The organism is Nocardia sp. CC213A (assembly GCF_030766805.1).
Classification (GTDB): domain Bacteria; phylum Actinomycetota; class Actinomycetes; order Mycobacteriales; family Mycobacteriaceae; genus Nocardia; species Nocardia otitidiscaviarum.
On record NZ_JASFXA010000017.1, the window covers coordinates 43379 to 59633 of the forward strand.

Below are 16255 nucleotides of genomic sequence, written 5' to 3' on the forward strand. Positions count from 1 at the left end.
ACCTGGAGGACGAATATGTACACCTCCGTCGAAACCACGACGCCGCCGGGCGTCGGCGATGAGGACACCGGCCGTCTCGACGGCGCGTCGAAGCTGAGGATCTTCGGCGTCCTCGCGGTGATCGTGCTGTTCACCGAGGTCGCACCCATGCAATACGTCATGGTGTCGGCGGCACTGCGCCAGATCGCGCCCAGCTTCCCGACCGTGGGCGCCAATCTGAACTGGGCCATCATCATCTTCGGCGTCATCGGCGCCGCCACCTCACCGCTCATCGGCAAGCTGAGCGATATCTGGGGCAAGAAGAAGATGTTCCTCACCTGCGGCGTGCTGTTCATGATCGGCTGTGTCATCTGCGCGGTCACCAGCAACTGGCTGCTGTTCCTGTTCGGCCGGGGCCTGCAGGCGACGGCCATCGCCACCGCGGTGATCTCCTACGGACTCATTCGAGATCTCATGCCGCGCAGGCTGGTTCCGGTGGGCATCGGCATCGCCGCCACCGGCCTGGGCGTCTCGGCGCTGGCCGGTCCGCTCATCGGCGGCTGGATCGTGGAGCACAACAGCTGGCGAGCCATCTTCTGGTTCCTGTTCATCTTCACCGCCGTCATGATCCCGCTGGTGATCCTGGTGGTGCCGGAATCGAAACTGCGAGTGCCGCAGCGGCTCGACGTCGTCGGCGCGGCCCTGCTGGGCGCGGGCGCGGTGCTCACCCTGATCTACCTGGACAACGGCCAGGCGTGGGGATGGACCGAACCCACCTCGCTGGCCTACCTGATCGGCGGCCTGGTGCTGCTGGCGCTGTTCCCGGTGGTGGAGCTGCGGGTGAAACAGCCGATCATGGATATGAAGCTGCTGTTCACGCCGCGGGTGAGCGTGGTGCTGTTCATCGCCCTGCTGGCCTCGTTCATGATCGGATATCAGTCCTACGCCATCGGCTACATGACCCAGTCGCCGCCCGAGTCCGCGGTGGCCGGCGAGGTCACCGCCGCCACCTGGGAACAGGTGAAAGCCGGTGCGATGCAGCAGGCGCAGGCCGCCGCCGAGGAGCAGGCCCGCGCACAGCTGCCGCCCGGGGTGGAGCTGCCGCCGGGCGCGGTTCAGGTGCCCGAGGAGGCGGTGCTCGCGCAGCTGCCGCCGGATATGGTGCGGGTGGAGATGAATCCGGGGTATTCCTACGGCGAGGGCTTCAGTCTGCTGGAGTTCGCCACCCACCTCGCGTTGGCGCAGGCGGTGATCTCCATGATCTTCGGTTTCGTGGCCGGGCTGTGGATTCGCCGGTCGGGTGCGCGCATTCCGCTGATCGTGGCGCTGTGCATCTTCGTCGGCGCGGCCGTCGCCTATGCCGCACTCGGGCACGGCTGGGTGACCCTCGCCCTGATCAGCGCGGTCTTCGGCATCGCGTTCGGCATCTACTACGCGGCCACGCCCAATCTCATCGTGGAGGCGGTGCCCGCCCAGCAGCAGGGCGTCAGCGCGGGCATGCTCGGCGTCATGCAGGCCATGGGCGTGGCCATCGGACTCGCGGTGGCGACCGCCTTCCTGCACGCCAATCCGGTCGCCGCGGATGTGACGGTGACCGGGCAGCCGACGGTCACCAACGAGATTCCGCTGCTGTTCTCCGACCGCGGATACGAAATCACCTTCTGGGTGATCGCGGCGACCTCGCTGATCGCGCTGCTGGGCGCGATCTGGATGAAACACGGCCGCACCCCGGCCACCGGCGGCACCGCCTACTGAGTGGACCGAACCCGACCGACCTGCGGCCCGGAGGCGTTGTGCCTCCGGGCCGGATCCGGTCAGCGGGACGCTACCTCGCTGTTCTCGGCCCGGCATATTTCGATGTGACATACCGGAGGAGGTGGTCGACGATGACCGGTCAACTCGACCCGATCGCGAACGCGGTGGCGGCGCTCGCACGCGGCGAGATGGTGCTCGTGGCGGACGACGAGAACCGCGAGAGCGAGGGTGCTCTCGTGCTCGCCGCCGAGCACGCGACGGCCGAACGCATCGCGTTCCTGGTGCGGCACACCAGCGGTCTGCTGTGCGTCCCCATGCCGGGAGCCGATCTCGACCGACTCCGGCTGCCGCCCATGACCGCGGTGAACCAGGACCCCAGGGGAACCGCCTACGCGGTGGCGGTGGATGCCGCGTCGGGGGTGAGCACCGGGATCTCCGCCGCCGACCGGGCGCACACCATGCGCCTGCTGGCCGATCCGCGCACAACCCCGGAGCAGTTGACGCGCCCCGGGCACGTGCTGCCGCTGCGCGCGAATCCCCGTGGCGTACTGGGCCGTCCGGGCCATGCCGAAGCCGCCGTCGACCTGCTGCGACTGGCCGGAATGCGGCCCGCCGGGGTGATCGCGGAGGTGGTCACCGACGACGGTTCCGTGGCGCGGCTGCCCGAGCTGCTCGCCCTGGCGCGCGCCCACGACCTGCCCGTCATCTCCATCGCCGACCTCATCGCCTACCGAAAGCGGCGGGAGCCCGGTGTATCTCGGGTGGCCGAGACACGCCTGCCCACTCCGGCGGGTGAGTTCCGGGTCATCGGCTACGCCGACGAGTGTTCCGATGCCGAGCATCTGGCACTGGTGTACGGGGATCCGGCGGGCACGGACACCCTCGTCCGCGTGCATTCGGAATGCCTCACCGGCGACGCCCTCGGTTCCCTGCGCTGCGATTGCGGCGCACAGCTCGACGCCGCCCTGCGGTCCGTCGCCCACGCGGGCCGCGGGGTGGTGGTGTACCTGCGCGGCCAGGAGGGCCGGGGAATCGGCCTGCTGAACAAGCTGCGCGCCTATGAATTACAGGACGACGGCGCCGACACCGTGGACGCCAATCTCGCCCTCGGCCTACCCGTCGACGCCCGCGATTACGCTGCCGCCGCCCGCATCCTCGCCGACCTCGACGTGCGTTCCGCACGGCTGCTCAGCAACAACCCCGCCAAACAGTCCGGGCTCGAGGCGCACGGCATCGCGGTCACCGACCGCATCCCCCTGCAAACCCGCCCGACCGAACACAACGTGCGCTACCTACGGACCAAGCGCGACCGCATGCGACATCAACTCACCGACGTGGACCCGGCCGTCGGCTACCCCTGATCCGCGGCCGCCCGGGTGGCATCGAGATCGCGGTTCGCGCCCTGTGGTGCCGCAGCCGCTTTCGGTGCTCTCAGCAGGTTTTCCAGACGCGCCGCCATGGCCGCGCCGGCGGCGTGCAGGGGTTCGGCCGAGCGGAGGGTTCGGCTCAGGATGAACGCGCCCTCGAGCGCGGACAGGATGGCGAGGATGATCTCGCGGGCGTCGGTCGGAGTGAGGCCACGACGCACGAAATAGCTTGTGCCCCGGTCGATCCAGTCGGTGACGACCTCGGCGGCGACCGCGCGCAGATCGGGTTCGCTGTCCGCGATCTCGCCCGCGACCGTGCCGACCGGGCACATGTTCATCCAGCCGCTCTGCTCGATGGCGTCGGCGGCCGCGGCGAAGGCGGCGGGGACGGCCGCGCGCAGGTCGTCGTGCGGGTCCATGAGCAGGGGCAGCAGTTGGATGTAGGCCGCACCGGAGGTGCGCAGCGCCTCCGCCGCGAGCTGCGGCTTGCCGCCCGGGAAGTGGTGGTAGAGCGAGCCCATGGGCGCACCGGAAGCGACGGTGATCTGTTTGACCGTGACCGCGCTGTAGCCGTGCACCCGCATGAGCTCGGCGACCGCCGTGACGAGGCGGTCCCTGGTACCGGTTGACATCTTCTCGCTCACCCCACCAGACTAGAGCAAACACACTAGAGCGTCTGCTCTACCGGAGGTGAGAGATGCCCACTGTCGATATCGCCGCAGGTCGGATCCACTATGTCGAGCGCGGCGAGGGGCCGCCCGTGGTACTGCTACACGGCCTGCTCATGAACCACACCATCTGGGACCGAGTGCTCGACCGGCTGCCCGCGGGGTTCCGGTACGTGCTGCCGGATCTGCCGCTGGGCGCGCATCCGGAGCCGATGCGGCCGGGCACGGACCTGAGCCTGCGCGGCCAGAACCGGATTATCGCCGACTTCCTCGCCGCTCTCGACCTGCGCGAGGTGACCCTCGTGCACAACGATTGGGGCGGTGGGCTCTTCCTCACCGCGTACGGACTGGATGAGCGGGTCGGGCGGCTGATCATCACGCCGTGCGAGGCATTCGACAACTTCCCGCCCGGACTGCCGGGCAAGACGTCCATGCTGGCCTCCTACACACCGGGCGGAGTGTGGCTGGCGCTGCGCGAGATGCGGATACCGTGGCTGCGCCGCTCCCCGCTCATGTTCGGCTGGATGGCGCGCGAGCCGCTGCCGGACGATATGGTTCGCGGCTGGACCGAACCGGGACTGCGAGACCGGCGCATTCGCCGGGATCTGCTGTCCTACACTCGATCCGGTTTCCGCACAGCAGACCTGATCGCCGATACCGAAGCGCTGCGGAACTTCTCGGGCGACGCCCTGGTGCTGTGGTCCGCGGCGGGCAGGGTGATGCCGCGCGAGCACGGCCGCCGCCTGGCCGAGTTGCTACCCCACGGACAGCTGGTCGAGATCGAGGACGCCTACGTGCTGTCCATGCTCGACCGCCCCGACGCGGTGGCCGCCGCCATGACATCCTTCCTGACAGGAGCCGCCGCGCACTGACCCCGACGTCCCGGCACGATTCCGCCACGCGGCCCTGTCCGATTATTCCGGCTTTTATTCGCGTGTGCTGGCCGAGACAGTGCGCGATACCTTAGGTTGATCCCATGGCGCGGCGTGTCATCGGAAACCTCGCTGAAGAGGTCACAAGTTTCGTCGGCCGCCGCGACGAGCTGGCTACCGCGAAGCGCTTGCTGCCCTCCACCCGGGTGCTGACCCTGCTGGGACCGGGCGGAATGGGTAAGACGCGGCTGTCCAGACAGGTCGGGAAGCTGGTGGCCCGAGCGTTCCCGGACGGCGTCTGGCTGGTGGAGCTGGCCGACGTGCAGGACCCGAATCTGGTGACGCTCAGCGTGGCCGAGACACTGGAGCTGCGCGACGAGACCACGGCCCCGCTGCCGCGGCTCACCGAATTCCTGGCCGACAAACGCCTGCTGCTGATTCTCGACAACTGTGAGCATCTGATCGACGCGTGCGCCGCACTGGTGGGGCGGATCATCGCCACCACGCCGGATGTGCGGGTGCTGGCGACCAGCCGCGAGGTGCTGGGGATTCCCGGCGAGCAGGTGATGCCGGTCCCGCCGCTGCCGGTGCGGGAGGACGGGTCGGGCGAAGACGGCGACGCCATGCGCCTGTTCGTCGAACGAGCCAGCGCGGCGAACCCCGGTTTCAGGGTGACGGCGGCGAACCGTCCCGTCCTCGCCGAGATCGTCAGCCGCCTGGAGGGTATGCCGCTGGCCCTGGAACTGGCGGCCCTGCGCCTGCGCATGTTCACCCCCGAACAGATCCTGGCCCGCCTCGACGACACCATGGATCTGCTCAGCGCCGGCCCGCGCACGGCCCCGCAGCGCCAACAGACCATCGAGGGCGCGATCCGCTGGAGCTACGACCTGTGCACACCCGCGGAACAGCTGCTGTGGGAACAGCTTTCGGTCTTCGCCGGCGGCTTCGACATCGATGCCGCCGAGGCGGTGTGCGATCTGGGCGGCGCGTCGCTCATGGAGGCGCTCACCGGCCTGGTGGACAAATCGGTGCTGACGCCACGCTATGACGGCACGGTGGGCCGATATTCGATGCTGGAGCCCATCCGCCAGTTCGCCGCCGACCGACTGGCCGCGCGCGGCGATGTGCAGGCCGTGCGCACCCGCCATCGTGAGCACTACCGGCAGCTGGCCCTGCGCGGCCAGACCGCCTATTGGACGGGCGAGGACGTGGCCTGGTTCCGCGACCTGACCCGGGAACACGCGAATCTCCGTGCGGCACTGCGCTCCGGACTCCAGGACGAGCCGCTGGCCACCATGGAGACGGTGAGCGTGCTGCGCCCGTTCTGGGAGCACCACCGCTTCCTCTCCGAGGGCTACCGCTGGCTCACCGAAGCCCTGGAACTCAACCCCGAACCCACCCGGGCTCGCGCCCGCGCCCTGTCCTCCGCGGCCTCCCTGGCGGCGCTACTGTCCGATCGGGCGTCCGCGGCCCGGCTGGTCCACGAATGCCTGGTGCTGGCAACGCATCTCGGCAATACCGACCTGCTACCCGAAATCAACCTGGACCGCTCCCTGCTGGCCTTCACCGAGGGCGACGGCAGCCGAGCCCTGGAACTGGCCCGCACCGCCATCGACCTGGCCGTGGACACCGGCCAACCCGCCATCGAAATGGACAGCCACGCCTTCGCCTTCATGTGCGCGGAGGTCACGCACGCCACCGGCGGCGCGGAACTGGCCGAACGCTTCCTGAAGCTCACCGAGGATTCCGGCTCCCACCTGCTCGGCGGCCTGGCCCTGTGGACCGTCGGCATCGTGCACTGGCGACGCGGCGACTACGACACCGCCGCCCACTACCACGTCCGCTCCATCGAACAACTGGCCCTGTTCGAACGCTGCGTCTGGCTGGCCTCGGCCTTCGAGGGCCTGGCCTGGACCGAGGCCGCACGCGGCGAACCGCACCGTGCCGCCCGTCTGATGGGCGCGGCCGAAACCCTGCAACGCAGCACGGTCCGCCTGGCCCACCACATCACCAGCGTCATCGCCGACGAGGAACGCCACCGCGTTCGTCAGGCACTGGGGGACAAGATATTCCGCGATCAGTTCAACGCCGGAGCCAACGTCCCGCTGGAAGACGCCATCGACTACGCCCTGGGCCGCACCCCCGCCCCGATCACGGACCCCGAACCCTCGGCCCCCCGCCGTCCGCCACGCGTCTCCGCCACGACCACCGCCGAAACCGATGTCCTCACCCGACGAGAAAAGGACGTCGCGCGCCTGATAGCCGCTGGGTACAGCAATAAGCGCATTGCCACCGAATTGGTGATTTCCACTCGCACGGCGGAAACGCATGTGGAGCACATTCTCACCAAGCTCGGATTCACATCGCGAACACAGGTTGCGGCGTGGGTTCACGAGCATGGGCTGTGAAATAGGTTCAGAACGGACATTTCGTATCTGAATATCCGCAGTTCAGATACTGTTTTCCGTTCTACCGCAATGCATTTCGCGATAGAATGAACGTATGAATCCGGGGGAGGGAATCCACGACAGCGACGGCGGTATCGCCGCTGTGCGCGCGGGCTTGACCGCGTTGCAGACCGTGGACCTGGCCGCCCTCACCGATGACGAATTCGAGGGCCTGCTCGCTGCTTTCGAGACCTGCCGTCGGATCGCGGAGTCGGTCTCGCATCGCCTGCTCATCGAAACCAGCGACCGGCACCTGCCCCGCATGATCGGCCGCCGCGGCCTGCACCGCTACCTGGTGGAAACCCTGCGCCTGTCCCGCTTCGAAGCCGCCTCCCGCATCGACGCCGCCCACGCCCTGGGAGCGTTCCGCGAACCCAGCGGCGCGGTGCGCGAACCGTCGCTGCCCGCCACCGCGGCCGCGCAAGCCGAGGGCGCGATCTCGCCCACCCACGCCCGCGCGGTCATGCGCGTGATGCACCGGTTACCCGACGCCATCGACACCGCCACCCGCACCCTCGCCGAAGAACACCTCGCCGACGCCGCCCGCACCCTCGCCCCCGAACAACTCACCCACGTCGGAGACCGCCTGCTCGGATTCCTCGACCCCGACGGAACCCTCACCACCGACCATGACCGCGCCCGCCAGCGCGGACTCACCCTCTCCCCGCAACGCCTCGACGGCATGTCCGACCTCACCGGATGCATCGACCCCGAGTTACGGGCGTTGCTCGACACCGTCCTGGCGAAATGGGCGCGACCGGGCATGTGCATGCCCGACGACCCCGACAGCCCCCGCCCCGGCACCCACGACCCCGAGGACTCCGACGGAGTCAACGCCCACGGCATGAGTGTCGACACCGTCCGCGCCGACGGGGTCGGTATCGGCGGTGTCGGTGCTGACAGCGCGACTGCCGGTGGCGGCGTCGATGCCGGTGTCGTCTGTGTGGACGGTGTCGCTGCTGGCGATATCCGCGCCGACAGTGTCGCTGTCTCCGGAGTCATCCCCACCGGTGTCCGTGCTGCCGGTGCCACGGCCGCTGACAGTGTCGGTGCTGGCGGTGTCACTGTCGCCGGTGTCGGTGCCGCTGGTGTCGGTGCCGCCGGGTTCGATCCCGCCCGCCTGCACGCGGCCATCGCCCGCGACACCCGCACCACCACCCAACGCAACCACGACGCACTCAAAGCCTTCCTGTCCTCCGGCGGCGGCCCCGGCCGCACCGACCTCGGTACCCACCGCGGACTGCCGGTCGCGGTCACCCTGACCATGGACGTCACCGACCTGCTGCACGGCACCGGCCACGCGGTAACCGCGACCGGCACCACCATCCCGATCCGCGACGCCTGGCGCATGGCCGAAGGCGCCATCCCGCTGCTGATGATCTTCGACAAACACCACGGCAAACCGCTCTACCTCGGCGAGGGCCCCCGCCTCGCCAACAATTGGCAGCGCCGCGCCAAAACCGCCATCGAACGCGGCTGCACCCGCCCCGGCTGCACCGCCCCCGCCACCATGTGCGCCATGCACCACATCATCCCCTGGGCCACAGGCGGCCCCACCGACATCGACAATCTGACCCTGGTCTGCGACAGCTGCCACGCCCAAATCACCGCCGACCCCGACAATCCCCACGGGTGGGCCACCGAAACAGTCCCGGCCGGATCCGCGTTGGCCGGACGCACCCAATGGCGGCCACCAGTCGAGATCGACCCACACCGCACTCCGCAGGTCAACCACCTCCACCACCCCGAATACATCCTGGCCGAAAGCCTGAAACGCTACCGCGCCAAACTCACCCGCCTCCGCAATTAACACCCGCACGCCCACAGTCACCGGCGAGTATCGAGAACATCCGAGCACCCCTCGGGCGCACAGCCACACCCTGTGCCGCCCCAGGGCGCTCGATTTCGTTCGACCACCCCCGTACATGTTCGAACTCGCCCCCGAACCACCCAGTGCACCCTCGAACTCGTCCCGATCCTCTGATGCGTGCTCACCCGTGCCTGCCCTTACGTTCGGGCCCGCGATCAGCTCTGCCAGCCCGCCCCTCGAACTCACCCAGCTATCTCCACGCGGCACCCCACGACTGCACCATCTACCCCGGGCACCCCGACCAGCCACGCACCCCCCATTCCCCAAAACCCCTCAGGCTCAACAAATTCTCTAGAACGCCCCCACAGCCAGTCCGCCCGCCGGAATCGCAGCCCACGGCACCCCACCCGGCGTCAGCGAAAGCCAGGAAAGGCACCCAACGCCACCACACTATTTCTCTTCGTCTCTGCGGCAACACCCCCGCCCAAGAGCGACCGCACGACAACAACACATGGACAAGGCCGAAACCCTCACCCACTCAATACCCCACGACCCGGTCCAACCGCTCCCGCAACAAGTCAGCATGCCCCAAATGCCGCGAGTATTCCTCAATCATGTGCAGATAAATCCACCGCAGCGAAAGATCGCGGCCACTTCGAGGATGCTTCACGGTGTACTCCACCGGCAGCCCCGCAACCGCCTTGTCGCACAACGCGATTTCCTCGCGATAGCGCGCGATGTCCGCCTCCGCGTCCGATGCCGAGATGTCGTCGAAGTCGCCGTCGCGGTTGGTTTCGTCGCAATAGATGTAATCCACCCGCTCCCCCGCTGCGGTCTGCCGGAACCACCCCCGCTCGACCTCGGTCATATGCCGCACGAGGCCGAGCAGCGACATCGAGGAGGGTTCCACGCTGCGGGAGGTGAGCTGAACTGCGCTGAGCCCCTGGCATTTCCACAGCAGCGTGTCGCGGGAGCGGTCCAGGAAGGACTGGAGCATGGTGCGTTCGTCACCAACGAGTGCGAACGATCGGCGATCGACTTCCGGTGCGGTCCATGTCATTCTCGCAATCTAATGCGACCACCGCCCCGACGTGATCACATTCCCCGGGTGAGGAAGTCGATCACCGCGCGTTCGAAGGCGTCCTTGCGCTCGACCTGCACCCAGTGCCCGCAGCGCGAGAAGATCCGCAGGTCGGCATTGGGGAGCTGGCGGGCCGGGAACAGCGCGCCCTCGACCGGCGTGACACGGTCGTCACGTCCCCACAGCATGAGGACCTGGTGCTGAACGCCTTTCAGACGCGCCCACAGCGGCAGCGTTTCGGCCATTCTCGGGTTGTAGAAGGTGGCGTAGGCATCGGCCAGCGCCTTGGTCTGCGCGGGATCGGTGGCCGCCGCCGTGCGGGTGGCGATCAAGTCCTCGGTCAGCACCGCCGGATCGAACACCATGGTCCGCAACCAGTCGATGGCGCGTTCGGCCGTCGGATCGGCGTTGAAGGCCAGCAGCCGGTTGATGCCCTCCGACGGCTCCGGTCCGAGGATGTTCACGCCCACGCCGCCGGGGGCCAGCAACACCAGCTTGTCCACTCGCCCCGGATGTTCCAGCGCGGTCAGCGTCGCGACCCCGCCGCCCATGGAGTTGCCCAGCAGGCTCGCCTTCTCGATGCCCAACTCGTCCAGCAGGGCGATGACGGCGTCCGAGGCGATGCGCAGATAGTTGCGCTCATACACCTCCGGCCGCCCGCTCGCCCCGAAGCCCGGCTGATCCAGGACCAGACAGCGGAAGTGCCGGGACAGCACCTCGAGGTTGGCCCCGAAGTTGGCCCACCCCGACACTCCCGGCCCGGAGCCGTGCAGCAGTACCAGCGGCGCACCGGATCCCGCCTCGTGGTACCGGAGTTCGACACCGTCCACGCTGAACCGGCGCGAGGTGTTCTCGGCGGTGCACGTCATCTACAGCATCCGATCCGTGACCTCGAGCCCCATGGCGCCCTTGCCGAACATGGCCAGGGCACGCTCCACGTCGTTGATGGCGTGCACGCTCCCGGCGTGTGCGTCGCGCCAATGCCGTTCGATGGGGTTGGGGCGGCGGATGGAGTGGCCCCCGGAGTTCTTGAACAGCAGATCGATTGCCTCCAGCGCCCGTTCGGTGCCGCGCACCTGGTCGCGCCGCGCCCGCAACCGCGATTCGAACGGAATCTCCTCGCCCGCTTCGGCATAGCGCAGCTGCTCGCCGATATTGCGCTCCATCTGCAGGATCGCGGCGTCGATCTCCGACGCGGCGCGCGCGATGCGCACGTGCGCGAACGGATCCTCGGCCACCTTCTGGCCGCCGTAGGACAGCCGCACCCGCTCGCGCTGCCGCGCGATATGCGCCTCGTACGCGCCCTGCGCGGCGCCGATGATGGGCGCGGTGATGGTGTTGGAGAACACGCTGCCGAACGAGATCTTGTACAGCGCGGCGGTATTCAGCTCTTGTCCGGGGCCGACCAGATTCGCCTGGTCTTCGGCGCTGTAGGCCCGGTAGGCGGGTACGAACGCCTTGTCGATGACGATGTCGTTGGAGCCGGTGCCCGCCAGCCCCGACACGTCCCAGACGTCCTCGATGACGTAGTCGCTGCGCGGCACCAGCACGGTGAAGTAGTCCATGCCCTGGTCCGAGGGCACCAGCGCGCCCAGGAACACCCACTGCGCGTGGTCGCAGCCGGAGGAGAAGCTCCAGCGGCCGGAGATCTCGTAGCCGCCCTCGACCGCGGTCAGCTTGCCGGTCGGCGCGTACGAGGAGGAGACCAGGGTATCGGGGTTCTCGGCCCACACCTCCTGTTGGGCGCGATCGTCGAACAGGGCCAGCTGCCAGGGATGCGCGCCCAGCACCGATGCCACCCAGGCACTCGACGGGCAGGCGGTGGCGATGGCGCGGATCACCTCGTAGAAGGCCACCGGCGACGCCTCGGCGCCCCCGAACCGCGCGGGCTGCAACATGCGGAACACCCCGGCCGCGGTCAGCTCGGCGATGGTGGCGTCGGGAATCCGCCGCTGCTCCTCGGCCTGCACGGCTCGTTCCCGGATCGCGGGCAGCAGATCCCGGACCCGATCGAGCACCTTGTTCGTCATTGAGCTGTTCCCTCCTGGTCCAGTGATTCCGATTGTCGACGCTATGGCCGCCGTCACGCGGCGATCGGGAAAAGTCCCGGTGATCGGAACCCCCGGCCCGCTCAGCCGACGCGGCGGCCCTCGGCCGGGCGGCGGTCCCGGGGCTATTCGTTGCGGGCGGCGGCGGTGCCCGCGCGGCGGCCGAAGAAGGTGCCGTCGCCCAGGGAGGTGCCGCTGATGTAGCCGAAGCCGTGCAGCCCGTTGGCTACCCGCCCGGCGGCGAAGAGTCCGCCGAGCCGCGTGCCGCCCAGATCCAGGACGTGCCCGTCGAGGTCGGTGTGCAGCCCGCCCAGAGTGAAGACGGAGGCTCCGGTGCCGCGCCGGTCGCCGGATTCGGCGGGTGGGCGCACCCCGGCCTGCACGTCGATGGCGGCCAGGGGCGGAGTGAGCGGGCGCAGCCAGCGGGATGCCTTGTGGAAATCGAGATCCGCTCCCCGCGCGGCGAATTCGTTGTACCGGCGCACCGTGTCGACCAGCGCGCCGTCCGGGAGCCCGGTCAGCCGCTCCAGTTCCTCGGGTGTCTCGCCGACGTGGGTCGGCCGCACCCCCCACCGCTGCGGTTCGGGCACCGCCTCGAATCCTTCCTCGTCCACGATCACCCAGACGGCCGTGTCACCACCGGCCCAGGCGCCGCCCATGTTCTGCCGGAACAGCGCCGCCTGCCCGATGCGCCCGGGATAGGTGTCCTCGTTCACAAACCGCTGCCCACGGGCGTTGACCACCATGCCACGCGCCGCGAGTCCCGGTATCAGCGATATGCCGACCTGCCCCGCACCCATGTGCCGCACGCCCGCCCCGAGCGCCTGCGCCATGAGAATGCCGCTGCCGTCATCGGTTCCGGCGCTGACCTTGGTGTGGCCCAGCAGATGTGGCGCGTGCGCGGCCAGCATGGCGTCGTTGTCGACGAATCCGCCGGTGGTGAGGATGACGCCGCGTCGGGCGCGGATGGCGATCTCCCTGCCGTATCGCCGGGCGACCACCCCGATCACCGTCCGATCCTCGGCGATAACGAGATTGGTGACGTAGGTATCGAAAAGAGTTCCGGCCCCGGCTGTTTCGGCGGCCTCGGTGAGGCATTCCATGAGCAGCCTGCCGCCGAAGTCGTGCGCGGCGGGCCGGTGTCCGCGCGGTGCCGGCCGCGCCGATTCCGTGAACGGCCAACTGTTCTCGCCCAGCCACATCAGCCCGTCGTCGGTCGGCGGCACCCAGGTCGGGGCGTCCCACAGACTCGGGGTGAACGGGACGCCGCGGTCGACCAGCCAGTGGAAGTGCTCGACGCTGCCCGCGCAGTACTCGGCGATCTTGGCCGGGTCCGCGCTCGGCCCCAGTGCCACGGTCAGGAACGCCGCCATCTCCTCCGGGGTGTCGTCGAATCCGCACGCCCGCTGTACGGGGGTGCCGCCGCCGAGGTAGATCTCGCCGCCCGACAGCGCGGACGCGCCACCCGCTCCGCCCGCCCGGTCCACCACCAGCACACGCGCCCCGGCCCGTGCCGCCTCGAACGCCGCCGCGGCACCGGCGGCACCGTATCCGACCACCAGCACATCGGTGTCGATGTCGAACTCGTCGACCTCGGTCACCGCCCGCGTTGTCACAGCTTTCCGCACCGTCATGGCTACGACGGTCCCCGCGCCGCGGGAAGGGCATAGCGGCGCATCTTGCTCAATGACTCTCCGATCCCGTTGATCGGGACTGGGAACCGTGGCCGGTCGGCACAGTGGCGATGGTGTGTGAACGGCGTCACGTGTGGTTGGGACGCCTCACGAGGAGGAGAGTCGATGCGGATTCTGGTCACCGGAGTCACCGAACCGAGTGGTCGTGCCGTGGCGCGCATGCTGGTGGCGGCGGGCCACGAGGTGGTCGGCCTGGACCGGCGGCGGCACCGCTACGTGGACCCGCGGGTCACGGTGACCGTCGGCGACCTGTCGGACGCGCGGGTGTGCGCCGACGCCGTGGCCGGGGCGGATGCGGTGGTGCATCTGGCCGGAGGCGCGGTCGCCGGGCTGCTGTCCGCCGTTCGCGATGCCGGGGCACGCATCGTGGTGCCCGTCGCGGCGGGCCTCGATCAGACGGTGGAGCGCACGATCACCGACAGTGGTGCGGACGCGCTCATCGTGCGCATCCCGGTGGTCACCGGCCGCCGGGTGGACCGAACCAGTTGGCGCGCCTTGGAAACCCTCGCGGGCGCGCGCGGAGATCACGCGCTGCAGGTGCTGCACTACGACGATCTGGAACGCTTCCTGGTGCTCGCGGCCGTCTCCCAGCGCGGTGGCGTGGTCGGATTGGCCGCTCCCGGTGAGGTTTCCGGCGACGACGTGCGCCGCGTACTGAAGGAGTCCGGCGTACGGTATTCGGCCTGGCTGCCGCGCTCGTCCACCCGGCGCGCCCCGGTGGACACCACCGCCGCCCGGGACGAATGGCAGGTCTGCTACGGCTGGACCGCCCGGGAGGTGGTGGCCGATGTGGCGCGCGGCCTGCACGGTCGCAAGGCCGACGGCACCGGATTCCGGACCCGGCGCGGGGCCATTCCACTGCCGAGTCACGTGGTGCCGCAGTCCGCCCCGACCTCGGACGGCCATCCGCTGGTCTCCGCCGCCCCCGAGGGTTATCAGGGCGAGTTCGACGATCTCGTCGACGAGCGTATCCCGGTGCACACCGCCACCAATACCTCCGAGGCGCTGCCCGGTCCGCTGACGCCGCTCACCATCGACCTGCAGGCCGGTGCCATCCGGCTGGGCAACGAGGCCATGGGCCGGATGATCGCGCTGGAGGGAATCGCGTTGGAGCACTGGGTGTCCCGGGTGACCAGTGTGCTCGGCCATCACATGTACATCAATCCCTCGATCGGTGTGTTCACCGCCGAGAACATGCCCGGGTGGGACGAGGAGAGCATCCGCAAGGACGTCTACGGCGCGATCGGCGATATGGAGCTGCATCCGCTGGGCCGTCCCCCGATGGCGGGCGGTCGCCTCGGCACCCTGAAGGCCACCGGTCGGGTGGCGGCCACCGCCCTCGGCTATCGCCGCACCGCCGAGCACATCAATGCCGCATCGCATACCGAATCGCTGTCCCGCGAGGAAATTTCGGAGCTCACCGACGAGCAGTTGCACGCCCGCGCCCTGCTGTGGCGCGATCGCCTGAATCAGGCGTGGCAGGCAGCCGCCATCGGCGTCATGATGACCGGCGCGGCCACCGCCGTGCACAAGGGCGAGGTGAAGATCGACCTGGACCGGCTGGAGTCGGCCAAACCCATGCTGGCGGTGGAGCGGCTGGCGGCGCTGTGCCGCCGCGACGCCGGACTGCACGAGGTGGCGCGCGCCGGCGATGTGGCGGCCGCCCGGGAGAAGTCGCCGGAATTCGCGGCGGCGCTGGACGAGGAACTCGGCAGGGTGGGCCATCGCGGCCCGGGAGAATGCGAACTGCTCAACCCGACCTTCGGCGACCGTCCCGAACTGCTGGTCGCCGCCGCCGCGCGCGCCGCGGAAATGCCTGCCCCGCAGCGGGAGCCGGTACCCGCTCCGACCACCCGCACCGCCCGGATGGCGGTCGGCGCGACCGTCTACCGGGAACGCGCCCGCGACGCCGTCGTGCGGATCACCAACAATCTGCGCATGGCCACCCGGGAGCGCGCCGCGCGCCTGGTGGCCAGCGGCAAGCTCACCGAGCCGGAGGATTCGGCGTTCCTGACCCTGGACGAGATCCTCTGGGCCCCGGCCGATCTGAAGGAACGGGTGGCGCGCCGCCGGGAGGAGCGCGGCCGGTTGCGGGCCATCCGCATGCCCGACCTGGTGAACGGCCATTGGATTCCGGAGGAGATCGAGGGCGCGATCGCCGTCGGCGACACCCTCACCGGGCTGGGCGTGAGTCCCGGCGTGGTGGAGGGCACCGTCAAGCGCGTGCTGTCCCTCGACGACGATATCGAGCCCGGGGACATTCTGGTCGCCGCCGTGACCGATACCGGCCACACGGCCATGTTCGGCTATGCCGGGGCCGTGGTCACCGATATCGGCGGCGCGGCCTCCCATGCCGCCATCGTGGCCCGGGAGTTCGGCGTGCCCTGCGTGGTGGACACCAAGACCGCCAGCACCGGCCTGTCCGACGGACAGCGCGTGCGGGTGGACGGCGCGGCCGGAACGGTGACCCTGCTGGCCGACGCCGACTAGCCACCGTGCGCGGGCAGGCGCCTCCTGCCCCACACCCCCGTACG

Annotated in this window: 11 protein-coding genes; 6 read left to right on the forward strand and 5 right to left on the reverse strand. The window is 69.4% G+C overall.

The genetic code is table 11. From position 1 onward, the window contains the following. Nucleotides 1-15 precede the first annotated feature (15 nt). Nucleotides 16-1734, forward strand: coding sequence for an MFS transporter (locus QJS31_RS27020; RefSeq protein WP_282780850.1), 1719 nt, complete (start codon nt 16-18; stop codon nt 1732-1734). 131 nt (nt 1735-1865) lie between these two features. Continuing rightward, nucleotides 1866-3095 carry a bifunctional 3,4-dihydroxy-2-butanone-4-phosphate synthase/GTP cyclohydrolase II gene (locus tag QJS31_RS27025; RefSeq protein ID WP_282780848.1) on the forward strand — a complete coding sequence of 410 codons (1230 nt, stop codon included), beginning with the start codon at nt 1866-1868 and terminating at the stop codon, nt 3093-3095. On the opposite strand, the gene QJS31_RS27030 is transcribed toward QJS31_RS27025, so the two are convergent. Continuing rightward, nucleotides 3086-3745, reverse strand: coding sequence for a TetR/AcrR family transcriptional regulator (locus tag QJS31_RS27030; protein ID WP_282780847.1), 660 nt, complete (start codon nt 3743-3745; stop codon nt 3086-3088). The two genes, QJS31_RS27025 and QJS31_RS27030, sit on opposite strands and share 10 nt — an antisense overlap. A gap of 53 nt (nt 3746-3798) precedes the next feature. On the opposite strand from QJS31_RS27030, the gene QJS31_RS27035 reads away from it, so the two are divergent. The 3 genes from QJS31_RS27035 to QJS31_RS27045 all read left to right on the forward strand — a co-directional run bounded on the left by QJS31_RS27035 (nt 3799) and on the right by QJS31_RS27045 (nt 8898). Beyond that, a complete protein-coding gene (locus tag QJS31_RS27035) occupies nt 3799-4641 on the forward strand; it encodes an alpha/beta fold hydrolase (RefSeq protein WP_282780845.1) in 843 nt (280 codons plus the stop codon). Between the two features lie 104 nt (nt 4642-4745). Then, nucleotides 4746-7049: a LuxR C-terminal-related transcriptional regulator gene (locus QJS31_RS27040; protein ID WP_282780843.1), complete on the forward strand. Its 2304-nt coding sequence runs from the start codon at nt 4746-4748 to the stop codon at nt 7047-7049. A gap of 94 nt (nt 7050-7143) precedes the next feature. Then, a complete protein-coding gene (locus QJS31_RS27045; RefSeq protein ID WP_282780841.1) occupies nt 7144-8898 on the forward strand; it encodes an HNH endonuclease signature motif containing protein in 1755 nt (584 codons plus the stop codon). A gap of 538 nt (nt 8899-9436) precedes the next feature. Here the strand turns inward: QJS31_RS27045 and QJS31_RS27050 are convergent. The 4 genes from QJS31_RS27050 to QJS31_RS27065 all read right to left on the reverse strand — a co-directional run bounded on the left by QJS31_RS27050 (nt 9437) and on the right by QJS31_RS27065 (nt 13661). Beyond that, nucleotides 9437-9958 (reverse strand): DinB family protein, encoded by a 522-nt coding sequence (locus tag QJS31_RS27050; RefSeq protein WP_282782054.1) that lies wholly within the window; start codon nt 9956-9958, stop codon nt 9437-9439. Between the two features lie 35 nt (nt 9959-9993). Then, nucleotides 9994-10848, reverse strand: a complete 855-nt coding sequence (locus QJS31_RS27055) for an alpha/beta fold hydrolase (RefSeq protein ID WP_282782052.1) — start codon at nt 10846-10848, stop codon at nt 9994-9996. Beyond that, on the reverse strand, nt 10849-12009 hold the full coding sequence (gene hsaA / locus QJS31_RS27060; RefSeq protein ID WP_282782050.1) for a 3-hydroxy-9,10-secoandrosta-1,3,5(10)-triene-9,17-dione monooxygenase oxygenase subunit: 1161 nt from the start codon (nt 12007-12009) through the stop codon (nt 10849-10851). Between the two features lie 143 nt (nt 12010-12152). Next, on the reverse strand, nt 12153-13661 hold the full coding sequence (locus QJS31_RS27065; protein ID WP_306358041.1) for an FAD-dependent oxidoreductase: 1509 nt from the start codon (nt 13659-13661) through the stop codon (nt 12153-12155). A gap of 165 nt (nt 13662-13826) precedes the next feature. Between QJS31_RS27065 and QJS31_RS27070 the strand changes: the two genes are divergently transcribed. Further along, nucleotides 13827-16211, forward strand: coding sequence for a PEP-utilizing enzyme (locus QJS31_RS27070; protein ID WP_282782048.1), 2385 nt, complete (start codon nt 13827-13829; stop codon nt 16209-16211). Nucleotides 16212-16255: the final 44 nt, after the last annotated feature.

Excerpts from the sequence above, each read along its gene's own strand:
- QJS31_RS27040 (WP_282780843.1), top strand. The coding sequence starts at position 4,746 with ATGGCGCGGCGTGTCATCGGAAACCTCGCTGAAGAGGTCACAAGTTTC.
- QJS31_RS27055 (WP_282782052.1), bottom strand. The coding sequence starts at position 10,848 with ATGACGTGCACCGCCGAGAACACCTCGCGCCGGTTCAGCGTGGACGGT.
- QJS31_RS27070 (WP_282782048.1), top strand. The coding sequence starts at position 13,827 with ATGCGGATTCTGGTCACCGGAGTCACCGAACCGAGTGGTCGTGCCGTG.
- QJS31_RS27065 (WP_306358041.1), bottom strand. The coding sequence starts at position 13,661 with ATGACGGTGCGGAAAGCTGTGACAACGCGGGCGGTGACCGAGGTCGAC.
- QJS31_RS27045 (WP_282780841.1), top strand. The coding sequence starts at position 7,144 with ATGAATCCGGGGGAGGGAATCCACGACAGCGACGGCGGTATCGCCGCT.
- QJS31_RS27050 (WP_282782054.1), bottom strand. The coding sequence starts at position 9,958 with ATGACATGGACCGCACCGGAAGTCGATCGCCGATCGTTCGCACTCGTT.
- hsaA (WP_282782050.1), bottom strand. The coding sequence starts at position 12,009 with ATGACGAACAAGGTGCTCGATCGGGTCCGGGATCTGCTGCCCGCGATC.
- QJS31_RS27020 (WP_282780850.1), top strand. The coding sequence starts at position 16 with ATGTACACCTCCGTCGAAACCACGACGCCGCCGGGCGTCGGCGATGAG.
- QJS31_RS27035 (WP_282780845.1), top strand. The coding sequence starts at position 3,799 with ATGCCCACTGTCGATATCGCCGCAGGTCGGATCCACTATGTCGAGCGC.
- QJS31_RS27025 (WP_282780848.1), top strand. The coding sequence starts at position 1,866 with ATGACCGGTCAACTCGACCCGATCGCGAACGCGGTGGCGGCGCTCGCA.